Here is a 23,656-nt window from a genome sequence, read left to right as displayed (position 1 = left end):
CGTTCAATTCGTTCGGTGCGCGCCGCGACCTATGTCACAGATATCCTTTCGCACAGACAGAATAGGAGTCGCACTGCATGGGCACGAACGACAAGAGCGTTTCGCACGTGGAAGATTCACCGTCCGGTGATGCTGTTCCCAGGCCCGCGCGACGCCGTCGGCGATACGTACTCGCGGGTACAGGCGCCCTCGCACTGGCCGTCGTCGGCTGGTTCGGCTACTCGGCCTGGGACGTTCAGCACGACCTCACCGGGGCCAGGGACAACGCCCAACTCGCCAAGAATTCGCTACTGGGAGGCGACACCGAAGGCGCCCGGAACGCGGCCGCCGAAGCCGTGATTCAGGCCGAGAATGCGCAGGTCAGCCTACATTCTGCACCGTGGCGACAGCTCGCGGGAATACCGGGGGTCGGCGCACCTTTCGAGTCGATCCAGAGGATGTCGGACGTCGTCGTCGGACTCACCCGGGACGTCCTCGCTCCGGCGGTGGAGACCGGAACCGCCCTGTCTCCGAGAGACCTGATCTCGGACGGCGGGAAGGTGAAACTGCAACCACTTCGGGAGGCCGCTCCGGCTCTGAAACAGACCTCCCTCGCCGCACGCGCTCTCGCCGATCAGGCCCACCAGGTGCCGGGTGCGGGCTATCTCGGGCCCGTCGACGACGTGCGTTCGGAGCTGCAGAATCAGACCGACGATGTGGCGAAACTGTTGGAGAACACGGCAATCGGGGCCGACATTCTCCCCGCAATGATGGGCGCGGACGGACCGCGGAACTACTTCATGGCGTTCCAAACCAACGCCGAGGCGCGTGGAACCGGCGGTCTTGTCGGTGGATACGGCATCATTCGGGCGAACGATGGTGAGGCACAGGTTGATACACTCGGAAAAAACACCGAGGTTTCCTATGAGCATCAACCACTGGACCTAGGGTCTGATTTCAACGGACTTTACGGGAGCTACAACCCGTCAACCGACATCCGAAACAGCAATCTCAGTACCCACTTTCCTTACGCCGGACAGATTTGGCAATCACTGTGGGCGCAGGAATCCGGGGAACAGGTCGACGGTGCGATAGCGACAGATCCGGTGGCACTGAGTTACGTGCTCGGCGCTGTGGGGCCTGTCACCATGCCGGACGGTGAAGTGGTCGACGCCGGGAACGTCGTCGAACTCACCGAGTCCACCGCATACATCCGATACGCGGGTATCAGCGACACCGAGATCGTCGCCAACAACGTCGCCCGCAAGACGTACCTCCAGACGATCGCCGCGAAGGTGGTCGAGAAGATGACCGGCAACATCGCGTCGCCACAACTACTTCTCGACGCCATCGGCAAAGCGGTGAGCGAGCGCAGGATCGCGGTGTGGAGTGCCCATCCCGAGGAACAGGCCGTCCTGGCCGGCACCCCATTGGGGCACACGGTGCCCGAGGACGATGCACCGTACGCGAGCGTCGTCGTCAACAACAACGCCGGCAACAAACTCGATTACTACCTGACCCGGGAAATCGACTACACGGCGGAGACCTGCACCGGCGACACCCGGACCTCCGAAGTGACGGTGCGCCTCACCAACAATCTCCCGGCAGGCGACTACCCGCGATACGTCGCGGGCACCTACAACAATCGTCAGGTCCCCCCCGGTACCAACGTCGCGATGATCTCCCTGGTCGCCACACGCGGAGCGAAACTGGACAAGGCCACCGTCAACGGCAGGCCCGCATTCACCGTCAACGGCAACGAACTGGGGCACCCCGTGTTCAGCATTCCCACCACCGTGCCCCGGGGCGAGACCGTGGAACTGCGCTACGCCTTGACTGAGCCTGCCGTGCCCGGTGCGGCGCGGGTACCCGTCCAACCGCTCGTGGACGATCCGAAAGTCACCGTGAACGTCCCTGCCTGCGGCGACTGATCGTCGTACTGCCGTCCCCACCTCCACCTGTCGAAGAGGATTCATGAAGAAGTCGGTTGCCATTCTCGGAACCCGCGGTTACCCCAGCTACTACGGCGGTTTCGAGACACTCGTCCGCCAGTTGGCGCCGTATCTCGCCGAGCACGGGTGGTCCGTGACCGTCTACGGCAGAGCGGACTCCACCCGCACGGACGACCCTGGTGCCGATCCGCGGATCGGNNCCGATCCGCGGATCGGCACCGTGGTCACACGCGGCGTCGAGTCGAAGTCACTCAGTACGCTCTCCTACGGCCTCAGCGCGGCGGCGCACGCGTCGCGGCGCCGACCCGACGTCGCGTTGATCATGAACGTGGCCAACGGGTACTGGCTCCCACTCCTGAAGGCGCGGGGAATCCCCACCCTGATCAACGTGGACGGCATCGAATGGGAACGCGCCAAGTGGGGCGGGCTGGCGAAGTCGGTGTTCAAGGGCGGCGCCCATCTCACCGCCAGGCTGGGTGACAGGCTCGTCTACGACTCGAAGGAACTCGAACGCCGGTGGTCCGAGGAGTTCCGGCGCGACGGGCTGTTCATCCCCTACGGCGGCACGGTTCCGCCGGAACTCGATCCGGTCGAGGGTTTCGGCTCCCGGTCGTACGCGCTGATGGTCGCTCGCTTCGTTCCGGAGAACACGGTCGGGGAGTTCTTCTCCGCCGCCGAGCGTTTGAGCGACGAATGGGACGTCGTCATCGTCGGATCCTCGGGATACGGAGGTGAGTTCGATGCCAGGGCAGCACAACTCGCCGCGGAGTCCGAACGCATTCACTGGCTGGGTCACGTGAGTGACGACGACAAGTTGTTCGCCCTGTGGCAGCACGCGGGAGCCTACTTCCACGGCCACAGTGTGGGCGGTACCAATCCCGCACTGGTCCAGGCAATGGCCTGCGGGACCCCCACCGTGGCCCGCGACACAGTCTTCAACCGCGAAGTGCTCGGCACCGCCGCGCGATTCGTCGAGCCGGACAGCGACTCCATCGCCCGGGGGATGGCGGAAGTGCTCTCTGATCGTGAACTGCAGAACACGCTGAGCTCCGGAACGCTCGCGCGACAGGCCACCGACTACACCTGGGAAGGGGTGTGCTCGGCATATCACGAAGCCTTGCTCGACATCGCACGGTGAGGGGGCGAGTCGGTCAGGCTCGGCGCAGCAGGCGCGCCACCGACTCCGTGAAATCCGAAGTCCGCACCCTCAGATCCCCGAGCGGCACGTTCAGCGACACCAGAAGGAATGCGAGCAGGAGCAGATAGGACACCGACGATGCCGCCGCGGCGCCCACCGCGCCGAACGGGGGCCCCAGCAGGTACAGAAGTCCGATACCCGCGACCAGAGCAATGATCTGCGCGATCGTCATGCGCACGCCTCTTCCTTCGGCGGCGAGGGCCATGGAGCACACGTAAGCAGCCAGCATGGCACCGCCACCGATCACGCTCACCACGGCCACTCGAACCGCCGGCTCGAAGGCCTCGCCGAACACGATCGGGATCCCGACGTAGGACGCGGCCGCGAGAACGGGGGTGCTCAGTAAGGCAAGCGCGACACCGACCCTCGCGGCCTCCGCCTTCAGCTTCGCACGCTCCGCTCCCCCGGTGCGGGCGACGAGCGGAAAGAACGATGCCCCCAGCGCCTGTCCCAGGGCGAGCGGGACGGCCGCCACGGTCACCGCGACGGAATACATGCCGGCCTGCGCGGCGCCGAGCAGGGGCAGAACGAGCACCTGGTCGAGCCGGCTCGACGCGGATTCGGCGACGGCGCTGCCTGCGTATCGCACAGCCCCTCTGCTCAGCGAGCCCAGCGGGCGATACGCACCCCGGACAGACGTCCTCGTCAGCACCAGGGCCACGACGAAGGTCCCCGCCGTTCCCGCGATGTTTGCTGCCAGAACGGTCGCCGTCGTGGCGAGTCCGAGGATCCACCACACCAGCACGAGCGAGACGTAGATTGCCGGGTAGGCAATTCTCACGACGAGCACAGCCCGGTAGCGAAGGTGCGCGATCAGGACGCTGCTGTCGCACATCCAGCTCATGGCCAGAGGGCTGAGGGCAAGACCCACTGCGGCCACGATCCGCGCCGAGTCCTCGAAATCGGCGAACAGGGTCAGCCAGGCGACGATCGCGACGGGCACCGACAGGAACACGCTGAGAGCGCAGAAGACTCGGGCGCTGCGCAATGCCGCCTTGCCGTCCGTCGTCGCCGCCACTCTCCGCACCTCGAGTGGCATTCCGAAGGCAAGGACGATGGGCACGATGAAGAAAAGGGCGATCGCCGCCGCCGTCTCACCTCTGCCGTCCGGCCCGATCGCACGCGCGACGATCGGTGCGCTGAGGAGTGAGAGCGCGGCCGCCCCGAGGTTCCCGACCACCAGTTGCGCCGGGGAATCCACGACCACGAGGGTGCGGAGCCGGGCGGACGCCGTCATCGGACGCCGCCGCCGAGGCGGTCCAGGGCCGCGCGGCACTCTACCGGCCCGAGTTCCCACGGACGGGAATCGAGCAGTCTCCGACGCTGATCGTCCGTCAGCCGCTCGGCGATCTGCCGCGCGGGAGTGCCTACCACTACGGCGAAGTCGGGCACATCCCTCGTGACCACGGCACCCGCACCGACCACGGCTCCGACCCCGATTCGCCGGCATCCCGGCAGAATGGTCACGTTGGCGCCGATCCATGATTCGTGCCCGATCTCGCACCCGGTCCGCTCGACGTCGGCCTCGGGTGGCACCAGTCCGAGTGCAGGGTTGTACCAGAACGGGTGCATGCTCAGGGAGTCGACGGGGTGCGCGGCGCCGAGCCTGCGAACGTTCGGGCCGATGGACACATACGACCCGATGATGGTGTCTCTGTCTGCCATTCCGGGTTCGAGCAGAGACCCGTAGGAATAGTTTCCCACGCGCACGCCGTAATGCCGGTCGAGGATTGCGCGGAGGGAGAGTGAAGTGAACTGTCCGCCTTCACTACGCGCGACGAATGCGAGAAACCGTCGCTTCAGGGGTAGCGTCGCGAAGTGTCGGGCCACGAGCCGGCCACACCGGCTCTGCTGCATCTCCGTCGGCACCGTCGATCCACCCATCTACTCGAACCCCTGTCCCGCTCAACCCGAAATGGTGCGGACGAACGTGCCGGCCGCCGAGCGCAGCGCCGCGACCGGGGTACGCGCCGCGAGTACGAGCAGACCGTATCCCGCGTACCGGGGAACTCGCCTTCCACCCGCCATCCTGCCGAGCAACCTGCCCGCCAGGGTCTGTTTGCGTCCGACCTGTAGTGGTTGCACCGGCAGGACACTGTCGATGTCGATCTCCTCGAGGTGCAGTATCCCGCAGCGCTCGGCCTCGAGCAGCAACTCGTGACCGCGCCGGGTTCGGGCAATCGCGACGGACACGCCGTCCGCGTCGTCGAAGACCGGATAGCCGCGCTCGTCGCACCGCCAGTAGTCGCCGACGGCGATGTCGGCGTGCCCCCCGGTTCCGTCGACACAGAGTTTGCACCGCCATTGGAGCCGGCGTCCCAGATGCTGCCCCCACGACTCGTCGTACGACAGTTCCCGTACATCCGATTCCGAGCGGACCGCGAACGTTCCCGGCCAGCCGTTGCCGCGGTAACGCAGCGCGGTGACCCCGTCGGTGGTGAATCCCAGTTCCTCGACCAGGGTGTCGGTCGCCTGCTGGCTGGGGGTGCCGGCGCAGAAGAACGAGAGAAGGATCGGGTGGTCAGCCTGCGGCGAGCCGATCGCGTCGAAGTATTGTCGCGCGGCTGTCGCCTCGCAGGGTTTGCCGATGAGTGCGTTGTCGGCTGCCGCGGATGCCAGGAGCGGGAGGTTGCTGACCGGTGCGTAGCGGGATCCCGCCGCACGCAGTGCCTGATCCTTGGAGACGATCTGGATCGGCACACTGCGAGTCGGACTCGCCCCGGGGCTGCTGCCGATGACCGATCGCGTCCGTCCCGTCTCCACCAGCCACGCAGCGAGGGCTGTGAGAACCCCTCCGCTGCTACCTGATTCACGGACATCGTCGTCGATGGCCCACGACTTCCACACCGAGACGTAGCTGCCGAAGACGGCATGTGCGGTGGCGCCGGACAGTTCGGGTGCGCGAACCCGCCTGCCAGGACAGGTGGCCTCGAACAGTGCGCGTTCTTCGCGATCGGAGTCGGGTTCGCCCTCGGCCGTGGTGAAGGACGGGCGCATGTACCCCTCCGTGTCCAGATGCATTTCGATGCGGGCGGACACGAGTGCGCATCCACCGCAGCCGGTGCAGTTTCCGTTGACGACCACGCGTCGGACGGCGTCTTCGAGGGTGCGGGTCACGGCGCCCCCACCGACTGCAGAGATGCGACCGCGGCCTCCAGGCGTTCCTCGGCGAGGTCGTGGACGCCCTTCAACTGGTCGCCGACGTCGGAACCCTTCCGCGTCGTGATGACCTGGGCCGTCGTCTCGCCCGGGTTCTGCTCCTGCGCGAGGTCGACACTCAGATCCCAGCCGAGGTCGGACATCAGGGGTGCGAATTTGCGCGAGTACGCCCACGGAATGGCCGGTGTGCCCATCGACAGCGCATTCAGGCACGCGTGCATCCGCGCGCCGACCACCCACTCCGCCGAACCCACCGTGCTCCTGACTTCGTCGAGCGTGCGCGGAACGACGACCTCCAATGCGGAGCGGAACTCGGCTTCGAGTTCCCGGACGGCCGCCACGTCGTCATCGACGCTGACCGCGTCCACGACGTGTGCGAGCAGGCTGACCTGACGTCCTGCCGAGCGCAACTCGCCGAGCAGGGAGCGGACGGAGTTGCGGTAACCGGCGGAGTCGCCGTGCCGATCCGAGAACCACAACAGACCCGACACGTTGACCACCACGTCCCGCGACTTCGGGACCTCGGCGCGCGGCAGTGCGAATACGACGTCCGTCGCGCGCGCATCGACGGGCCGGCCCAGCGTCGCCGAGTACTCGGCACTGACGTCGTCGCGGGATTGCACGACCGAAGCTCTGTCGAGGCAGTATTTCCCGCCACGCCGTCCTGCTGCCGTGGTGAACGGACCTATCGTCTGCGGCCCCATCGCGAGGGGTATCCCCAGTCTCGCGGCCGACCTGCTGGCATACACCATGAACGCGTGGCGCTTCAGGCCGTAGATGTCGGTGAAGCTGTCTCCCGCACCCGAATCGAGGATGACGTCGTATTCGCGGAGTTTCGTCTTGATCGGACCGTTCCGTCTGCCGAAATCTCGCGCGATCGATCGGGTGGTGAACGAGACGGGAGAGTCGCCGGGCATGTAGTTCTGGAACTCGACGACGGTCTCGGGGCCCCATGCCCGGGTCGCGAGTTCGGCGAGGCCTCGAGCCAGCACCTGCACTCCGAAATTGGCCGATCTGGTGTCGGCCCACAATACGAGTACCTTCGTCATGCGGCCGCCCCTGTCAGTTGCGATTGTCGATCGTGGCGGATGCGGCGCGGTTCCGATTCCGGCCGTCTCGCACCGGTGAGAGAGACCATCCCGATGAAGAACCACAGGAGCGCACCGAATTGGGTGATCAGTGCGACCGTGAAGAGGGCAGGCACGACGGCTGCCACGCCGATCATCGGCGGCGTCGCGGTCCGGCTGATCACACGGACTGCGAGCCACACCGTTCCGAGGATCGCCGCCGCTGCGATGAAGAGGCCGAAGCTCAGACCCAGCAGCACGAACGTGCTGTCGATCGATTTGAACCCGCTGAAGTAGGGAACTCCGTCCGATTCGACGTATCCGTTCGCGATTCCCATCGGATTCATCGTCGGGATCAGGCCGTTCAGTTTCGAGCGGTACTGGGCACTGTCCTCCGCTTCCGAACCCGCCTGTTCGAAGATGCCGACGATCCAGGGACTCGCCAGCGCCGCACCGACCACACCGCCCGCGAGAACGAGCATCCCGCTCCGCGAATCGCTTCTGCCCTTCATGAAGAACAGTGTCAGGAACACGGCGAAAGCGGCGCTGATCATGCCCGAGCGGCTGAACGACACCACAGCTGCTGCCAGCATCAGCGCGATACACACGACCTTGACGCGCGTCCGGAAGGTCGTGGCGAACACGATCGGGATCACGAGTGCGACCGAATTGGCGAGTGCGATGGAATGCCCGAACGCCCACTCCGAGCGGATGATTCCTCCGCGCAGCTGGGAATGTCCCCACAGCCGGTACTGCACAGTCGCATTCGTCAGGTCGTAGTACGGGTTCCAGCGCAGAACGAATTCGGCCACCGCACAGACCGCGACGACGGTGAAGAGAACCGCGACGGCGCGATACGTGAACTCGGTGCCCACACGCTGAACCAGCAGCCGCCCCACCAGGAACGACAGCAACCACTGCGACAACGCGCTCGTCACGTCGCCGGGACGAGCCCAGCCGACGACGACGAGAATCGCACAGCACGCGAAGAAGACGAGGATGCACACGTCGATCTTGTTGGGCTCCCACCGGTTGAAGAGCAGCATCGCCCCGAGGACCAGCAGCGACATGAGAGCGGTCGGAGACAGGTAGAAGGGATCGGTGGCGCCGAACCAGAACGGGACGAAGCACACGACAAGGAGCCACAGCGTCAGCGCGATCCTCGGATGACGGCTGCACAGAACCGAGATCGCGATGCCGGCGAGCACCGCGAGCGTGACGGTGACTCCCACCAGGGACGGGAGGAGCACCGCGAGGACGAGAACACCGGGGACGAGGCAGGCGGACGGCGACAACCGGTTCACCGCGTCACGTACGGGCGTGCTCACGATCGATCACCTCCCCGGGCTCGGCGTCCTTCGGCGGGCTGGACGGCACCCGCAGGAGGTCCCGCGCATACCAGGAGAACTTTCGGGACTCTTCCAGCCAGGACCGCCGCCGGGGCCGGTCCTGCACGGCGCGTACGCGATACGCAGCCGACCGAGCGAGCAATCCCCCACTCACCGCGAACTTCCACGACAGATTCTGGATGCGCGAGCGAGAGATCCTCCACTTGTACAGGTCGTACAGATTGACCACCCATGCCGAGTTCGGCCTGCGGTCCCCCGACGGCGCCGAGCTCTCGCCGATCGTGTGCACACCCGACGCCTCGGCGGACATGACGATCCGGTGGCCCGCATCCTGGACACGGAGGCAGTATTCGAGATCCTCCGCATACATGAACCAGCGAGTGGTCAGCCCGCCCAGTTCGCGCCACAGCTCGGCGTGTGTCATCAGACAGGCCCCGGAAACCCAGTCGACGTCCCTGCTGACGAACGAATTCCGCTTCAGAAGGTAGAGACCTTCCACAGCCCCCGACGTCGAGGACAGTCGCGACAAGCCGTAGTAGTGACAGAAGACGCGCCACAGGTCCGGACGGCGACCGCCCTCCCGGATGGTGAGACGATCGCCCGGCTTCTCCAGGACAGGGGCGGCGATGCCTGCTCCGTCGTCGAGGACCCGGCTGAGCGCGCGCACGTCGGCAGGGTCGATGCGGGCATCGGGATTGAGCAGCAGTAGATGCTCACCGCACGCCTGCGCCGCGGCCGCGTTCACTCCGCGCGCGAACCCCAGATTTTCGGAACTACGGACGACCCGCGCGCGGGGCGCGACGCGGTCCACCGTGTCGAGGGTGGCGTCGTAGGAGTTGTTGTCGAGTACGACGATCTCGATATCGGGTTCGTCGGCCAGCGGTTGGAGGCACCGGCCGATCACAGCAGCACTGTTGTACGTGATCACCAGCACCGAGACGCGAACTCTGCGTTCCTCACTCATGCCGTCTTCCCGCCCGTTTCGCGCCTACTCCCGACTATCCGGGCAGGTGAACCGACGGCCACACTTCCCGGGGGGAGGTCGCCGGTCACCACGGACCCAGCGCCGACAACCGAACCGTCGCCGATGGTGACCCCGGCGACGACGACCACGCCTGCTCCGAGCCAGCAGTCGTCGCCGACGGCCACGGGCAGTCTCTGTTCGCCTTGAAACCGGATGGGCATGTCCTCGTCGGAATACACGTGGTTCTCGCTGACGATCACCACGTTCGGCCCCAGAAGGCAGTCGCGTCCGATCACGACGCCGCCCTGACCCCAGACGGTGTTGTACATGCCCACAGCAGTCCCGGCGCCGATCACGACCCCGGTCCCGGGATTCGCGATCACCCCTGATGCCGCGATGGTCGCGCCTCGGCCCACGGTGACATTGTCGCCGAGTTCGATTCCGTTCCGGGAGAATGCCTCGACCCGGACATCGTCACCGAGGCAGACACCCTTGCCTACCCGCAGGAACGCTGCACCCGTCACCGTCACGCGCCGTCCACGGAAGTGCAGGGTGGACGCGCCCGCATAACGTGCGCCCAGCACCAGACCGCGCGCCGCCTCGATTCCCTTGCGCAGCGCGAATCCCGCGACGACCTTCGCGGGTACGTCCGCCGGAAGTTCCCGGCCGCGCAGGTGCAGATACGCGTTGCCGAGCAGGTTCACCGTCACCGTGTCGCACCGTCGATCGAGTGGGAGACATGACGCAGTTCTTCACGCAGCACTCGAATCACTTCCGGCCAGTCGTTGTCTGCCGCTTCCCGGGGACCCCTCGGTCGCGGATGCTCCGGTCCGGCCTTCGCGAGCGCCGCCATGGCAGCCGCGATTCGCTCCACGTCGAGTGGGTCGACGTAAGCGGCGTGTGCTCCGAGTGTTTCGCGGAACACGTCCAGGTCGCTGACGAGCACACGGGCACCGAAGGCACGCGCCTCCACGGGCGGGAGCCCGAACCCTTCGCCCAGCGACAGGCAGCAGAAGTAGTCGCAATTCTCGTAGAGCCAGCGTAGTTCGCCGTCGGACAGGCGCCCGGTGAATATCACGCTGCCGTCCTCGACAGCGGCGCGAGTGGACGGTGGAATCGGTGCGTTCTTTCCGGAGGCTTCACCGACCACGACCAGGGGGTACTCCGGGGTGATCAGCCCCGAGCCCACACCCGCGTCGATGATGCGCTGGACGTTCTTGCGTACATTGAGTCGTCCCACCGTGAGAACGAATTCGGCGACGGTCGAGACAACGGGCGGTCGCACCGGCTCGGCGGAGAGCAGTCCCCGTCCCACGCCGAGTCCGGAGGTCGCGACCCGCCCGATTTCCGGGTTGTGGGAACGGATCCGCACCCGTTCCGCCCCGGAGGACGTGACGACCGAACCCGCGCGACGCGCGAGCCTCGGAATGAGGGAGAGGTATGCGCGTTCGACTCGCGTGAACCATTCCGGATTGGACTGGAACAACACGTCGTGGACGTACACGACGGACGGCGAGCCCACCGGGGAGAAGTTCTGCGCCAGCACCGCATCGACGTTGCCGATCTTGCGCGCGACGAATGGCAGTTCCACGCTGTTGATCAGGGGATGCACTCGCGAGCGAGTGGGTACGACGCGGACTCCGTCCGGGACAGTCGCTCTCGCCGAGTCGACCCGGCCGGCGGGGACTGCGAGAAACAGCTCGTCTCCCGGATAGGACTGCGCCCACTGACCGATGGCCTCCCGCAGAACAAGTCGGCCGGAGGGCGGTCCGTCGACCCACCAGTACCCGTCGAGCAACACCCGCATGTCAGTACGCGCCGTCACTCGCCACCACAGCCCTCAGGGTCTTCGCAATGATCAGCATGTCGCCCACCATCGACCAATTCTCCACGTACGACAAGTCGAGCCGCACCGATTCCTCCCATGACAGGTCCGAACGGCCACTCACCTGCCACAGGCCGGTGACACCCGGTTTGACCAGAAGCCGACGGTGAACGTCGCCGTCGTACGCCTCCACTTCCCGGTGCAGCGGGGGACGCGGACCGACGATACTCATCTCCCGTCGCAGCACGTTGATGAACTGCGGCAGTTCATCGATGCTGAACCGGCGGAGTACTCGTCCGACCCGCGTCACACGGGGATCCTCACGCAGTTTGAACAGCACCCCGGCACCCTCGTTGCGGTCCATGAGCGACGCCACCTGCGTGTCGGCGTTCTGCACCATCGAGCGAAACTTCAACATCTGGAACGGCTTCCCATCGAGGCCCATCCGTTCGGACCGGTAGAACACCGGCCCCCTGCTGGTCAGCTTGACCGCCACCGCTGCAGCGAGCATCACCGGAGTGACCAGGACGAGCGCGAACAGGGCGAAAGCGATGTCGAACGACGTCTTCCCGAACTTGCTCGCGCCGTGGTAGCTCGGCTTCTCGACGTGGATCAGCGGCAGACCGGCCACCGGCCGAATTTCCAGGCGTGGCCCCGAGACATCCATCATTCCCGGCGCGACGACCAGATCGACCTCGTGGTTCTCGAGATCCCACACCATCTGCCGCAACCCGTGATGTCCCAGATGCTCGGTGGCCGTGACCGCCACGGTGTCTGCGCCGGATTCGCGCAACGCTTCCACCACATCGTTTTCACTACCCAGCACCGGGATGGCCCGGCCGCTCACCGTGATGTGCTCGTCGAATCGACGGGGATGACCCGGAATACATGCTCCCACCACGAGAAAGCCGTCCGCCGTTCCGCGATCGAAGGACTCGGCGAGGCTGCGCACCGAATGGTGGGCACCGACAGCGAGAACGGACGTCCGGAAGTGTCCGTGCGCCCTCTTGTGCGACACCACCCGACGCCACATCCACCGGCTGACCAGCAGTCCGACCAACCCTGTGGGAAGCGCGATCGCAAGGTAGAGGCGGGCGAGATCGAGACGAGCGAGTAGCGCTGCGATGGCAATGATCCCGAACAGGCGCATCGTGGCTGTCGCGATCCGCCGGTACTCCTCCGGTCCGCTGCCGATGACCCGTGGTGAGCGGGCGTGAAACACGGTGAGCATTCCCAGCCACATGGCGATCAGGGCTATGGAAATGAGTGTGTAGCTGACGTTGTCGAGGGACTGCGAGTGCACCTGGGCATCGGAGCCCCCGAATCTCCACCACTGTGCCGTGGCGACCGCGGCCGTCACGACCAGCGCGTCGGTAACCGCAAGGCGCCGGATATAGGCGGTCTGCCAGCGACGGCGAACGACGCCGTGTGCGTCTCCGACCACGTGGGGAACCGGGTTCGAGGCCTGTGCGTCCACCGCGCTACGAACGGTCGAACTGGACGCCATCTTTGCTTCGCCTCCGGATCAAGCTCTCGGGATTCGGAACTTGCATGTGGTGTTCATGTGGTGTTGTTGCCGTGATGATGATTGCAGACCGGCCAGTCTCATGCTCACTCTGTGGCGATCTTCACCACGTCCGCGCGAATACCCGCGAGTAGCAACAACTTCTGATCCGCCAGCCACCTCACGGTGAATCAGCGAATGAGCCGACCTCACGCTCCGAACATCCACGAGAAACCGGTTCCACATCCAGTTTTCGGATCATTTCGGTACCGTCGTCGCGCGATATCGCTGCGTACCAATCCACTTCCCCGCGCGAATTTCGTCATCGTTGACCAATTTCCGTCCGCCACACGTGTGGCCGTGTTCCCTTGTTGCGTCAGGCACGACCGTCCCATTTGTGCCGTTTCGAGAACTCGATCGACGCGCCGCAGCTCTGGGCTCGAGGAGTCGGCCAACCCGAACACCGCGGCCGCAAGCAGCAGCGCCGTCGTCCGCCGTCCCGTCATCAGTGTCAGAGTGCAGGTTCTCGTGTGCGCGGCACACCGAACCTTCGTTGTGCGACAGTGGTGCGATGAGCCCTGTGGTGACGATCGACGAGTTGGCGGAACCGCTGAGCAGCGACGCTCCGCCTGTCCTTCTCGACGTGCGGTGGGCGCTCGGCGACACCGAAGGCAGGCAGCACTACCTCGACGCGCACATTCCCGGTGCCGTGTTCGTCGATCTGGACACCGAACTGGCCGCCCCGGGATCCCCGGAACTGGGCCGGCATCCGCTGCCGACGGTGACGGACCTCCAGCACGCCGCGCGCCGGTGGGGTGTCCGGGCCGGCAGCCCGGTCGTGGTCTACGACGCCACGGGGAACCTTGCCGCCGCGCGGGCGTGGTGGCTGCTGCGCTGGGCCGGAGTTGCCGACGTGACGATGCTCGACGGTGGCCTCGGCGCGTGGACGTCGGCGGGCCACCCCGTCCGATCCGGAGACGAGCACCCACGACTGCCCGGTGACGTCGTGCTCACCGCGGGCCACCTGCCGACGCTGACCGCGGACGAGGCCGCCGAACTCGCCGCCCACGGTCGCCTTCTCGATGCCCGTGCCGCCGAGCGGTACTCGGGCGAGACCGAACCCGTCGATCCCCGCGCCGGGCACATTCCCGGTGCCCGCAGTGCCCCCACGTCCGAGAATCTCGGGCCCGACGGACGGTTCGCGCCTGCCGAGGCACTGCGCGAACGGTTCGCCGCGGTCGGCGCAAAACCCGGACGTCCCGTCGGCGTCTACTGCGGATCGGGTGTGACGGCAGCCCACCAGGTTGCGGCACTCGCGCTCGCCGGCGTCGACGCCGCCCTGTATCCGGGGTCCTGGTCGCAGTGGTCGTCCGATCCCGGCCGCCCGGTCGCCACCGGCCCCGACCCGCGGTGACGGCGAGTCACGCCGTCTGACCGGCCGTCTCCGCGTCGTGCGCCGGGTAGGCGTGGATGAGGGCGGTACTCAGCTTCGGAACGGCGTACGTGAGTGTGTGTTCGGCGGTGTGCGCCACGCGGTGCGCGTCGCGCAGGCTGGTCGAAGGGTCGACGTCGAGTTCGGCGTCGGCATGCAGGTGGTGCCCGATCCACCGCATCTTCACGCTCCGTACCCCGACGACCCCCGGTTCGGCGGCGAGGGCCCGTTCGGCGGCGTCGACGAGTTCCGGGTCGACGCCGTCCATCAGCCGCCGGAACACGTCGCGTGCGGCGGTCCGTAACACGAGCAGGATCGCGGCCGTGATGACCAGGCCCACCACCGGGTCGGCGAGCGGAATCCCGACCGCTACACCGCCGACGCCCAATACCACGGCGAGGGAGGTGAATCCGTCGGTCCGTGCGTGCAGACCGTCGGCGACGAGCGCGGCGGAGCCGATCCGCCTGCCGACCCGGATGCGGTACAGCGCCACCCATTCGTTGCCGGCGAAACCGATGACACCGGCGAGGGCCACCCACCCGAGGTGGTGGATCGGCACGGGATCGAGGAGGCGGCGGGTCGCCTCGACACCCGCGACGACCGCGGACAACGCGATCATCGCCACGACGAACAGGCCGGCGAGGTCTTCGGCCCGGCCGTATCCGTACGTGAATCGCCGGGTGGCTGCCCGCCGTCCGAGGGCGAACGCGATCCACAGCGGGACCGCTGTCAGCGCGTCGGAGAAGTTGTGCACGGTGTCGGCGGCGAGCGCGACGGAACCGGACAGCGCCACCGCGATCACCTGCGCCAGGGCGGTGACGCCCAGCACCACCAGGCTGATCTTCACCGCCCGGATCCCGATCTCGCTCGCCTCGAGTGCGTCGTCGACGCTGTCCGCCGAGTCGTGGCTGTGCGGGGCGAAGATCTCGCGGATCATCCCGCGGACGCCACCCGAATGTCCGTGTCCGTGGCCGTGCCCATGGGAATGTCCGTGGCCGTTCACGACCCGCCTCCCTCCGCGGCGAGATCCGCGTCCTCATGGATGACCTGCAGGTCGCCGGTGGCACGGTGATGCCCCGGGATGCCGGGGCCCGCGTGCTCGGCATTGAACACGGCGTCGGTGACCAGCTGCTGGACGTGCTCGTTGGCGACGCTGTAATAGATGGACGTTCCCTCCCTCCGTGTGTGCACGAGCCGCGCCATCCGGAGCTTCGCGAGGTGCTGCGAGACGGACGGCGCCGGCTTTCCCACCCGTTCGGCCAGCTCGTTCACCGACAGCTCGCCTCCCACGAGTTGCCAGAGCACCTGCACCCGGGTCGCGTCGGCGAGCATGCGGAAGACCTCGACTACCAGCCCGACCTGGTCTTCGTCGAGCCGACGCCGGCAAGAGCGCATATCTGCATTCATACGCAGATAATAGTTCACTTCGTTTTGTGATGCATCAGACACCGAATTGACTTACTTGCTTGCGCTAACGATGTATATAGTTGCTTGCATCAAGTAAGTCGTCCTTCAGGGGTTGCCATGTCCGTCTCGTCAGTGCCTACCGTGTCGTCCGTATCTCTCGGCACCACCGAAGCGCTCATCGACGAGGTCTTCCTCTTCGGCCGCGTGCTTCGCGACGCCCTGGTGTCGGAAGGCGACGGTCACATCCCGCGCGCATTGACGGGGGTCCTCCTCGTTCTCGCGGCTCGGGGGGAATGCCGGCAGAACGAACTCGCCACCGAGCTGTGTGTCAGCCAGTCCTCACTCAGTCGCCAGATCACCGATCTGGTGGACGTCGGCTACGTCACCCGGCACTCGGATCCCGCCGACGGACGCGCATTCCGAATACGCGTGTCGCCGGAGGGAATGGCGTACGTCAAGCACGTGAGAACACAGCGAGCCGCACGAATGCAGAAGTTGATGACCGGATGGAACGAGACCGAGGCAACGATTGCCCTCGAGTCCATCCGGCACCTGAAGGAAACACTCTTCGATCCAGAACACCGGATCGTCACGAGCTCGAACCCGATTGGAACACAAAGCGTATGACCGAAACACAGACTCGGCCGCCGGTTGAAGAAACGACGGCCATGACGCACCGCCAAATCCTCGAAGCCCTCACGGGCCTGCTCGCGGCACTGTTCACCGCGCTGCTGAGCAGCACGATCGTCGCCACCGCCCTCCCGACGATCATCGGTGACCTGAAGGGCACGCAGACCGCGTACGCCTGGGTCATCACCAGCGCGTTGCTCGCCAACGCCGCCTCCACCCCCATCTGGGGCAAGCTCGCGGACCTGTTCAACAAGAAGGTCCTCGTCCAGAGTGCGATCGTCATCTTCGTCATCGGTTCGGTGATCGCCGGCTTCGCGCACAACGTGCCGATCCTGCTGACCGCGCGCGTCATCCAGGGCATCGGCATGGGTGGCCTGACGGCCCTCGTCGTCGCCATCATCGGCACCATCGTCGCTCCCCGTGAGCGCGGCCGCTACTCCGGTTACATGGGTGCCGTCATGGCCGTGTCGATGTCGGGTGGTCCGATCCTCGGCGGCGTCATCGTCGACAGCCCCCTCGGCTGGCGCTGGTGCTTCTTCGTGTGCGTGCCGCTCGCCGTCATCGCACTGTTCCTGCTGCAGCGCACGCTGCACCTCGCGACCGAGAAGAAGGACGACGTCTCCATCGACTGGCTCGGCGCCCTGCTGCTGACCGCCGGTGTGTCCATCCTGCTGATCTGGGTCTCGTTCGCCGGCAAGGCGGGCTACTACGAGTGGTTCTCCCGTGAGACGGTCATGTACGTCGGATCGGGTGTACTCCTGCTGGCCGCGACGATCCTCGTCGAAGCCAAGGCCAAGTCACCGATCATCCCGCTCAAGATCGTCACGGAGAAGACCACCGGACTCGCCATCATCGCGTCCGTCGCGGTCGGTGTCGGAATGTTCGGTTCCACCACGTTCCTCGGCCAGTACTTCCAGACCTCGCGTGGCTACACCCCGACCATGGCCGGAGTGCTCACCATCCCGATGGTCGCCGGCATGCTCCTCGGCACGGTCGGATCCGGACAGCTCATCACTCGCTTCGGCAAGTGGAAGCCGTTCGTCGTCGGCGGCGCCGTCCTGATGATCGTCGGCTTCGGATTGCTCGGCACCATCGATCACGAGACCAGCCTGACCCTCGTCGGCGCATACATCGCGATCATCGGTCTCGGCATGGGCATGCTGATGCAGAACCTGGTCCTCGCGGTGCAGAACACCGTCAGCGTCCAGAACATCGGTGCGGCATCCAGCTCGGTCGCCTTCTTCCGGACCTTCGGTGGCGCGATCGGCGTCTCGGTTCTCGGATCGGTGCTGGCCACCCGCGTCGCCGACCTGTCGGCCGACGGTTTCGCGAAGCTCGGCATCCCCACCGGGTCGAGCAGCGGCGGCGGAAGCCTGGACCTGACGTCCATGCCCGCTCCGGTGCAGGGTGTCATCCGCGCCGCATACGGAGACGCGACCGGCCGGATCTTCCTCATCGCCGCCGCCGTCGCCGTCATCACCCTGATCGCCGTCATCCTGCTGCCCAACCGCCCGCTGCGTCGCACCATCGACCTGTCGAGCGAGCAGGAGCCCGTCCAGGAACCCGAGTACGCCCCCGTTCCGGAGTACGCACTCGAGCCCGACACGGCGCCGATCCAGTCGTCCGACGTGCGCGGCGGCAGGCACGAGGCCCCCGCCGATCAGCGTCAGCCCTTCGCGGGGTTGAGCGCCGACGCCCGGGACCGTCTCCTGTCCATGCTTCTGCCCCAGCCGGAGCAGACGCTGGAAGCGATCGACGAAGCGGAGAAGATCCGCGACGAGGTCAACCGCCTGCGCAACGATCTCAACGCCAAGCTCGTCGAATTCGACGCGGTCTGGGATCGCCTGCGCGAGCTGGGACTGAGCGAAGAGCAAGTGGCCGGCGTCCTCGGCGGCGGCCACGTGACGGACACCGGCAACGGTGCCCTCATCCGCTGAATGAGATGATCGTTCAGTTCCACGACACCGTCGGCCCGCCCACGTATCCCCCTCTACGTGGGCGGGCCGGCGGCGTGTTCGCTCAATTGACCCGGTTCACGCTGGTGGGCACGTCGAGCAATGTGCTCTACGCTCTCGCGTTCTTCACCCTCGACATGTACGGGTCGTTCGTCGCCAACCTGGTCGGCGTGGTGACCAGTTCGATGTTGGCCAACGAACTCCACCGACGGCTCACCTTCCGTGCCGTGGACCGCGTCCGCTGGTTCGTCGCACAGTGGGAGGGCGGGACCCTCGCGCTGATCGGCCTGGCCGTCAGCTCACTCGCGCTCGCACTCCTGCACATGCTCTTCCCCGGCGCCGACGGCCCGGCGCAGGTCGCGCTCGTCATCGCCGTCAGCGCCGTCGTCGGCGGGCTGCGGTTCCTCGCGCTCCGCGGGTGGGTCTATGCCTCCGGCCCGTGAGTACTTGTTAACCGCCCGTAGTTAACAAGTACTCACGGCAGGGGACGGTGCCACGGACCCGTGATCGCCAGCGTCAGGCCCGGCGACTGGATGTTCGCGAACAGGGTCCGCCCGTCCGCACTGAATGCCGGACCGCAGAACTCGCTGTCGTTCAACTCGTTCCGAGCCATCGCGAACGGCTCGCCCTCCGCCGTGACGCCCACGAGGTGGCTGATTCCCTCGCCGTCCTCCGCGAGGATCACGCCGCCGTACGGTGAGACGGTGATGTTGTCGGGCCCGTCGTAGTTTCCGGTGTCGACAGAGGGATCGGGATTGACGCCGAACAGGGTCTTCAGCGTGACGGTCTGCTTCGCCGGGTCGTAGAACCACACCTGGCCGTCGTGCTCGGCGACGCTGCCGTCGCTGGTCCGCGCGTAGCTGGCGACGAAGTAGGCGCCGCCGTCGCCCCACCACTGTCCCTCCAGCTTGCGGCTCCGGGTGACGACGTCGTTCCCGAACTGCTCGCGCACCGACGTGCTCGTCGCGTCACGGTCCGGCACACCTACCCACTGCACGGTGTACACGGTTCCCGGCTCGGTGGCCTGCGACAGGTCGGGGACGTGGGTTCCGCCCTGGAAGCACGCCATCGCTTGGAGAGCGCCCGCGGTGTCGCCGCCCGGAGACTGCGCGAGTTCACGCAGCGCGTTCGGCCGGCCCCGGAAACCCTGCGGCGGCGTCCACCGGTAGTACAGTCCGTTCGGCCCGGACGCGTCCTCCGTGAGGTAGATGGTGCTCGACGCCGGATCCACCGCCACGGCCTCGTGCGCGTACCGGCCCAGGAACTTCAGCGGCACAGGACTTTTACCCTTGTTCGCGTCCTGGCTCGCCGGGTCCACCTCGAAGACGTAACCGTGGTCGAGCAGGAACCCGTCCTCCCCCGCCCGCGCCTCCGTCTCCTCGCAGGTCAACCACGTTCCCCACGGGGTGATGCCGCCCGCGCAGTTGTTCACGGTGCCCGCGACGCTGACGTACTGGCCCTGCCGTGCCCCGTCGGCGCCGACCGCGGTCGTGGTCGTGCCGCCGCGCGCGCCCGTGTCGTACGTCAGTCCGTCGAGAGCGGGCACGCCGAACGGTTCGTCGCTGCCGATCTCGTGATTGGTGACGAGTGTGGAACCGCCGGGTCGCGCGAACACCCCGATGGCGTCGGGATCGCTCGGCACCGGTACGCCACCGTCCAACTGCGTCTCACCCGACCGGGCGACGACGGTGTACGAAAAACCCACCGGGAGCGAGAGAATGCGGTTCGGGTCCGGCACGAGCGGTCCGTAGCCGATCGCCTGTCCCGGTGCTGCGGACGCGAACGCCGGCCGGACGAGGGCTTCGACGCTTCCGGCGAGTGCCACACCGAGGCCGGTGAGCGCGGTGCGACCGAGGAATCCGCGGCGGTTGAGTGGTGCAGTGGACACTGTCTGAAACCTCCATGGTGACGAACCGGGACCTCCGGACGGTAGGTACCGCGTTGCCCTGCTTCGTGGACGCACCGTGGCGGGCGCATGAACCGGGCGAGAACTTCCCCCTGTGAGTACTTGTTAACCGCCTCACGGGCGTTGACATGTGACTAAATGGTCACCTATTGTCGATTCATGGACGACGATCACGTCTTCAAGGCGCTGGCCGATTCGACCCGCCGCCTGATACTCGACCGATTGTTCGCCCAGGATGGTCAGACGCTCACCGAACTCGAGTCGCAGGTCGAGATGACGCGATTCGGGGTCATGAAGCATCTGCGTGTACTCGAAGACGCGGGACTCGTCGTCACGCGCCGCGCCGGCCGGGAAAAACTTCACTATCTCAATCCTGTGCCGATACAGCTGATCCACAACCGGTGGATCGACAAATACACCGAGCGTCACACCAGTGCGCTCGCTCAGCTGAAAGCCGAACTGGAGGAAGAGAAATGACTACCGCCGACGCATTCCAGATCTACGCGGTCTATATCAAGGCGACACCGGAGGCCGTCTGGGACGCCATCACCAAACCCGAGTGGTCGCAGCAGTACGGATACGGCGGCCTCGTCGACTACGACCTCCGCGCGGGCGGTGCGTTCCGATCGCGCGCGGACGACGCGATGAAGGAATACCCGGGCGTGCCGGACGTGATCGTCGACGGCGAGGTGATCGAATCCGATCCGCCGAAGAAGCTGGTGCAGACGTGGCGGATGCTGATGGACGCCGACAACGTGGAGGGGTTCACCACCCTGACCTACGAGATCGTGCAGTCGAGCCGGCCCGGAGTGGTGAAACTGACTGTCACACACGACCTCACCAACGCACCGGGTCTGGCCGAGATGGTCGCGGGCAAGCGGGAGTCCGAGGGCGCGGGCGGCGGCTGGAACGAGGTGCTGAGCGGAATGAAGACGCTGCTCGAGACGGGGCAGCCGATGGTGAACTGGGGCTGAACGCCGCGTCGGCGGGCGCGAGGGCCCGACATCTGTCGGACGGCCGCAGTAAGCTCCAACCATGACGGCTGCGCAGTCGCTCGACGGGGATTTCCTCGCACTCGCCGACCCTTACCGGCGCGAGTTGCTCGCCCATTGTTATCGCATGATGGGCTCACTTCACGACGCCGAAGACCAGATGCAGGAGACCTTCATCCGGGCCTGGCGGGGGTACGACGGCTACCAGCAGCAGGCCTCGCTGCGGACGTGGCTGTACAAGATCGCCACCAACACGTGCCTGACGGCCCTGCAGAGTAAATCCAAGCGTCCGCTGCCGAGTGGGCTGGGCGCGCCCGACTCCGACCCGACCGCCGACCTCGTCGAACGACACGAGGTGCCGTGGCTCGGACCGCTCCCCAACCGCCTCATCGACGACGACGCGAACGATCCCGCCACCGTCGTGACGTCGCGCGAGTCGGTGCGGCTGGCGTTTATCGCCGCCCTTCAGCATCTTCCTGCACGGCAGCGTGCGGTTCTCGTCCTCCGCGACGTGTTGCAGTGGAAGGCGTCGGAGGTCGCGGCGGCTCTCGGTACCACCACGACGGCGGTCAACAGCCTGCTGCAGCGTGCACGTGCGCAACTCGAACTGGCCACGCCGACGGCCGACACTCTCGTGGAACCGGAATCACCCGAGGAGCGCGACCTCCTCGACCGCTACGTCGCCGCGTTCGAGGACTACGACATCGACGCGATCGTCGAACTGTTCACCAAGGACGCCGTCTGGGAAATGCCCCCGTTCGACGGCTGGTATCGCGGGGGCGCCTCGATCGGCACCCTGATCAGCGGAAACTGTCCGGCCAAGGGGCCGGGCGACATGCGCCTGCTGCCCACGGCGGCCAACGGACAGCCGGCCCTCGGCCTGTACATGCGCGGGGAGGACGGCGTCCACCGTCCGTTCCAGCTCCACGTCCTGGACGTCACGGCTGACGGGGTCTCCCATGTCGTCTGCTTCTTCGACGTCGATCTGTTCGAGAAGTTCGGACTAGCGGAGACCCCGCCCGCCTGATCCCTACGCCGGCACGGCGGCCGGATCCATCCACATGACCTCCCAGACGTGACCGTCCAGGTCGCGGAACGCGCGTCCGTACATGAAGCCTTCGTCCTGGAGCTTGCCCCACGACGTCCCGCCGGAGGCGAGGGCCTTGTCGACGAGGCGGTCGACCTCTTCGCGGCTGTCGGCGGAGATACACATGAGGGCCTCGACGGACTTGGAGGTGTCGCAGATGCCGCCCTCGATGAAGTCCTTGAACCGGGACTCGACGAGGAGCATCACGGACGTGTGCTCGTTGATCACCATGGCGGTGCAGGAGTCGTCGCTGAACGTTGAGTTGAACTCGAAGTCGAGTCCGGCGAAGAACGTCTTGGTCGCGTCGAGGTTCTTGATCGGCAGGTTCACGAAGAGCATCCGGGACATGTGATTCTCCTTCTCGGGTTCCGCCCAGTGCGGAAGATCATCGGTACAGACCGCGGCGGTGCGCAAAACTCATCGGCGACCGCTTGCCCGATCCTCTCAGCTGTCGGCGAGGTCGAGGAACGAGCCGATCATGATCCGTCCGGCCGCTTCCACGTCGTCCAGGTGTTCCCCCGACGGCGCGGTGCCCGGCGGCATGTGGGCGTGTATCACCGGCAGCTGCGCGCGGGTCAGTTCGACGTGGAACTGCAACCCGTACGCCCGGCGGCCGATCGCGAACGCCTGATTCTCGTAGAGGTGGCTGCTCGCCAGCCCGACCGCGCCGGCGGGGAGGTCGAAGGTGTCGCCGTGCCAGTGGACGACGGGCACCTCGGCGCCGGCCGAACCGAAGACGGGATCGCGCGTCCCGTCCTCGGACACCGTGACCGTCCCGGCACCGTTCTCCGGGGTCGGCCCCCGGCGGATCGCGCTGCCGAACGAGGCGGCGAGAAGCTGCGCGCCGAGGCAGATTCCCAGCATTGGAAGTCCGGCGTCCACAATTTCTTTGATGAAGTTTCGCTCTCGCGGAAGTTGCGGGTGGGTAACGTCGTCGAGTGCGCCCATCGGACCGCCCATCACTACGAGGCCGCCGACGTCGTGAAGGGCCGGGAGCTCCGACGCCCGGTACATGGGGTACTCGGTGTACCGAATTCCCCGCTCCGCCAGCAAGGTACCGACAAGCGCCGGTCCTTCGAACGGCACGTGCTTGACAACCGCCCATGGCTTGTTCATGCCACAATTCTTACCGAGTAGGGACTTTCGACCCTATGCAGGCCCGGATTCGCGAATTCCGCACTGAGTGCACAAAATTCGGATGTTCACACGGAGTTCACGTTCGGTGTACTCCACCCGAATGACACCATCCA

The 23,656-nt window shown here is 66.3% G+C and carries 23 protein-coding genes; 9 read left to right on the top strand and 14 right to left on the bottom strand.

The window, feature by feature from the left end:
* Positions 1-77: 77 nt before the first annotated feature.
* Together AZG88_RS13865 and AZG88_RS13860 are read left to right on the top strand one after the other, a co-directional pair.
* Positions 78-1,910 (top strand): DUF4012 domain-containing protein, encoded by a 1,833-nt coding sequence (locus AZG88_RS13865; RefSeq protein ID WP_061698017.1) that lies wholly within the window; start codon positions 78-80, stop codon positions 1,908-1,910.
* Positions 1,911-1,953: 43 nt separating this feature from the next.
* On the top strand, positions 1,954-3,069 hold the full coding sequence (locus tag AZG88_RS13860) for a glycosyltransferase (RefSeq protein WP_061698016.1): 1,116 nt from the start codon (positions 1,954-1,956) through the stop codon (positions 3,067-3,069).
* 13 nt (positions 3,070-3,082) lie between these two features.
* Here AZG88_RS13860 and AZG88_RS13855 read toward each other — a convergent pair whose 3' ends face one another.
* From AZG88_RS13855 to AZG88_RS13815, 9 genes are read right to left on the bottom strand one after another with little or no spacing between them, the layout of a single operon-like run.
* Complete coding sequence (locus tag AZG88_RS13855; protein ID WP_061698015.1) at positions 3,083-4,366, bottom strand: oligosaccharide flippase family protein; 1,284 nt, start codon at positions 4,364-4,366, stop codon at positions 3,083-3,085.
* Entirely contained in the window at positions 4,363-5,013 is a 651-nt protein-coding gene (locus AZG88_RS13850; RefSeq protein ID WP_231913987.1) for an antibiotic acetyltransferase, read from the bottom strand. Before AZG88_RS13850 ends, AZG88_RS13855 begins: the two co-directional genes overlap by 4 nt.
* Before the next feature lie 21 nt (positions 5,014-5,034).
* Positions 5,035-6,246 (bottom strand): Coenzyme F420 hydrogenase/dehydrogenase, beta subunit C-terminal domain, encoded by a 1,212-nt coding sequence (locus AZG88_RS13845; protein ID WP_005238148.1) that lies wholly within the window; start codon positions 6,244-6,246, stop codon positions 5,035-5,037.
* Positions 6,243-7,337, bottom strand: coding sequence for a polysaccharide pyruvyl transferase family protein (locus AZG88_RS13840; protein ID WP_061698014.1), 1,095 nt, complete (start codon positions 7,335-7,337; stop codon positions 6,243-6,245). Before AZG88_RS13840 ends, AZG88_RS13845 begins: the two co-directional genes overlap by 4 nt.
* Positions 7,334-8,683 (bottom strand): hypothetical protein, encoded by a 1,350-nt coding sequence (locus AZG88_RS13835; protein ID WP_005238145.1) that lies wholly within the window; start codon positions 8,681-8,683, stop codon positions 7,334-7,336. The genes AZG88_RS13840 and AZG88_RS13835 overlap by 4 nt, the downstream gene beginning before the upstream one ends.
* Positions 8,664-9,668 carry a glycosyltransferase family 2 protein gene (locus tag AZG88_RS13830; RefSeq protein WP_025432043.1) on the bottom strand — a complete coding sequence of 335 codons (1,005 nt, stop codon included), beginning with the start codon at positions 9,666-9,668 and terminating at the stop codon, positions 8,664-8,666. Before AZG88_RS13830 ends, AZG88_RS13835 begins: the two co-directional genes overlap by 20 nt.
* Positions 9,665-10,378: an acyltransferase gene (locus AZG88_RS53590; RefSeq protein WP_005238141.1), complete on the bottom strand. Its 714-nt coding sequence runs from the start codon at positions 10,376-10,378 to the stop codon at positions 9,665-9,667. The genes AZG88_RS13830 and AZG88_RS53590 overlap by 4 nt, the downstream gene beginning before the upstream one ends.
* Positions 10,375-11,493: a glycosyltransferase family 4 protein gene (locus tag AZG88_RS13820; RefSeq protein WP_143548638.1), complete on the bottom strand. Its 1,119-nt coding sequence runs from the start codon at positions 11,491-11,493 to the stop codon at positions 10,375-10,377. The genes AZG88_RS53590 and AZG88_RS13820 overlap by 4 nt, the downstream gene beginning before the upstream one ends.
* Positions 11,477-13,000, bottom strand: coding sequence for a sugar transferase (locus AZG88_RS13815; protein WP_005238139.1), 1,524 nt, complete (start codon positions 12,998-13,000; stop codon positions 11,477-11,479). Before AZG88_RS13815 ends, AZG88_RS13820 begins: the two co-directional genes overlap by 17 nt.
* A gap of 577 nt (positions 13,001-13,577) precedes the next feature.
* On the opposite strand from AZG88_RS13815, the gene AZG88_RS13810 reads away from it, so the two are divergent.
* Positions 13,578-14,411, top strand: a complete 834-nt coding sequence (locus AZG88_RS13810; protein WP_061698013.1) for a sulfurtransferase — start codon at positions 13,578-13,580, stop codon at positions 14,409-14,411.
* 7 nt (positions 14,412-14,418) lie between these two features.
* Here AZG88_RS13810 and AZG88_RS13805 read toward each other — a convergent pair whose 3' ends face one another.
* Positions 14,419-15,432: a cation diffusion facilitator family transporter gene (locus AZG88_RS13805; protein WP_061698012.1), complete on the bottom strand. Its 1,014-nt coding sequence runs from the start codon at positions 15,430-15,432 to the stop codon at positions 14,419-14,421.
* Positions 15,429-15,836: an ArsR/SmtB family transcription factor gene (locus tag AZG88_RS13800; protein ID WP_039952872.1), complete on the bottom strand. Its 408-nt coding sequence runs from the start codon at positions 15,834-15,836 to the stop codon at positions 15,429-15,431. The genes AZG88_RS13805 and AZG88_RS13800 overlap by 4 nt, the downstream gene beginning before the upstream one ends.
* Positions 15,837-15,953: 117 nt before the next feature.
* On the opposite strand from AZG88_RS13800, the gene AZG88_RS13795 reads away from it, so the two are divergent.
* From AZG88_RS13795 to AZG88_RS13785, 3 genes are read left to right on the top strand one after another with little or no spacing between them, the layout of a single operon-like run.
* Positions 15,954-16,463 (top strand): MarR family winged helix-turn-helix transcriptional regulator, encoded by a 510-nt coding sequence (locus AZG88_RS13795; protein WP_037179001.1) that lies wholly within the window; start codon positions 15,954-15,956, stop codon positions 16,461-16,463.
* Positions 16,460-18,403 carry an MDR family MFS transporter gene (locus AZG88_RS13790; RefSeq protein ID WP_061698011.1) on the top strand — a complete coding sequence of 648 codons (1,944 nt, stop codon included), beginning with the start codon at positions 16,460-16,462 and terminating at the stop codon, positions 18,401-18,403. Before AZG88_RS13795 ends, AZG88_RS13790 begins: the two co-directional genes overlap by 4 nt.
* Positions 18,404-18,408: 5 nt before the next feature.
* Positions 18,409-18,864, top strand: a complete 456-nt coding sequence (locus AZG88_RS13785; RefSeq protein WP_061698010.1) for a GtrA family protein — start codon at positions 18,409-18,411, stop codon at positions 18,862-18,864.
* 32 nt (positions 18,865-18,896) lie between these two features.
* Here AZG88_RS13785 and AZG88_RS13780 read toward each other — a convergent pair whose 3' ends face one another.
* Positions 18,897-20,309, bottom strand: coding sequence for an alkaline phosphatase PhoX (locus tag AZG88_RS13780; protein WP_061698009.1), 1,413 nt, complete (start codon positions 20,307-20,309; stop codon positions 18,897-18,899).
* Positions 20,310-20,486: 177 nt separating this feature from the next.
* Between AZG88_RS13780 and AZG88_RS13775 the strand changes: the two genes are divergently transcribed.
* The 3 genes from AZG88_RS13775 to AZG88_RS13765 all read left to right on the top strand — a co-directional run bounded on the left by AZG88_RS13775 (position 20,487) and on the right by AZG88_RS13765 (position 22,346).
* Positions 20,487-20,804: an ArsR/SmtB family transcription factor gene (locus tag AZG88_RS13775; RefSeq protein WP_095867030.1), complete on the top strand. Its 318-nt coding sequence runs from the start codon at positions 20,487-20,489 to the stop codon at positions 20,802-20,804.
* A complete protein-coding gene (locus AZG88_RS13770) occupies positions 20,801-21,301 on the top strand; it encodes an SRPBCC family protein (protein WP_061698008.1) in 501 nt (166 codons plus the stop codon). Before AZG88_RS13775 ends, AZG88_RS13770 begins: the two co-directional genes overlap by 4 nt.
* Positions 21,302-21,362: 61 nt before the next feature.
* A complete protein-coding gene (locus AZG88_RS13765; protein WP_061698007.1) occupies positions 21,363-22,346 on the top strand; it encodes a sigma-70 family RNA polymerase sigma factor in 984 nt (327 codons plus the stop codon).
* A 3-nt stretch (positions 22,347-22,349) separates the two neighbouring features.
* Here AZG88_RS13765 and AZG88_RS13760 read toward each other — a convergent pair whose 3' ends face one another.
* Positions 22,350-22,754, bottom strand: a complete 405-nt coding sequence (locus tag AZG88_RS13760) for a VOC family protein (RefSeq protein WP_061698031.1) — start codon at positions 22,752-22,754, stop codon at positions 22,350-22,352.
* 96 nt (positions 22,755-22,850) lie between these two features.
* Entirely contained in the window at positions 22,851-23,522 is a 672-nt protein-coding gene (locus tag AZG88_RS13755; protein ID WP_061698006.1) for a type 1 glutamine amidotransferase, read from the bottom strand.
* Positions 23,523-23,656: the final 134 nt, after the last annotated feature.

Origin of the sequence: Rhodococcus sp. LB1 (assembly GCF_001583455.1) — a bacterium.
Classification (GTDB): domain Bacteria; phylum Actinomycetota; class Actinomycetes; order Mycobacteriales; family Mycobacteriaceae; genus Rhodococcus_F; species Rhodococcus_F opacus.
This window is presented reverse-complemented; position numbering and strand designations above follow the sequence as displayed.

What these genes read in the sequence shown, in the direction of transcription:
- AZG88_RS13760 (WP_061698031.1), bottom strand. Translation starts at nt 22,754, where the DNA reads ATGTCCCGGATGCTCTTCGTGAACCTGCCGATCAAGAACCTCGACGCG.
- AZG88_RS13765 (WP_061698007.1), top strand. Translation starts at nt 21,363, where the DNA reads ATGACGGCTGCGCAGTCGCTCGACGGGGATTTCCTCGCACTCGCCGAC.
- AZG88_RS13840 (WP_061698014.1), bottom strand. Translation starts at nt 7,337, where the DNA reads ATGACGAAGGTACTCGTATTGTGGGCCGACACCAGATCGGCCAATTTC.
- AZG88_RS13785 (WP_061698010.1), top strand. Translation starts at nt 18,409, where the DNA reads ATGATCGTTCAGTTCCACGACACCGTCGGCCCGCCCACGTATCCCCCT.
- AZG88_RS13790 (WP_061698011.1), top strand. Translation starts at nt 16,460, where the DNA reads ATGACCGAAACACAGACTCGGCCGCCGGTTGAAGAAACGACGGCCATG.
- AZG88_RS13855 (WP_061698015.1), bottom strand. Translation starts at nt 4,366, where the DNA reads ATGACGGCGTCCGCCCGGCTCCGCACCCTCGTGGTCGTGGATTCCCCG.
- AZG88_RS13865 (WP_061698017.1), top strand. Translation starts at nt 78, where the DNA reads ATGGGCACGAACGACAAGAGCGTTTCGCACGTGGAAGATTCACCGTCC.
- AZG88_RS13795 (WP_037179001.1), top strand. Translation starts at nt 15,954, where the DNA reads ATGTCCGTCTCGTCAGTGCCTACCGTGTCGTCCGTATCTCTCGGCACC.
- AZG88_RS13815 (WP_005238139.1), bottom strand. Translation starts at nt 13,000, where the DNA reads ATGGCGTCCAGTTCGACCGTTCGTAGCGCGGTGGACGCACAGGCCTCG.
- AZG88_RS13755 (WP_061698006.1), bottom strand. Translation starts at nt 23,522, where the DNA reads ATGAACAAGCCATGGGCGGTTGTCAAGCACGTGCCGTTCGAAGGACCG.
- AZG88_RS13775 (WP_095867030.1), top strand. Translation starts at nt 20,487, where the DNA reads ATGGACGACGATCACGTCTTCAAGGCGCTGGCCGATTCGACCCGCCGC.
- AZG88_RS13830 (WP_025432043.1), bottom strand. Translation starts at nt 9,668, where the DNA reads ATGAGTGAGGAACGCAGAGTTCGCGTCTCGGTGCTGGTGATCACGTAC.
- AZG88_RS13850 (WP_231913987.1), bottom strand. Translation starts at nt 5,013, where the DNA reads ATGGGTGGATCGACGGTGCCGACGGAGATGCAGCAGAGCCGGTGTGGC.
- AZG88_RS13800 (WP_039952872.1), bottom strand. Translation starts at nt 15,836, where the DNA reads ATGAATGCAGATATGCGCTCTTGCCGGCGTCGGCTCGACGAAGACCAG.
- AZG88_RS13770 (WP_061698008.1), top strand. Translation starts at nt 20,801, where the DNA reads ATGACTACCGCCGACGCATTCCAGATCTACGCGGTCTATATCAAGGCG.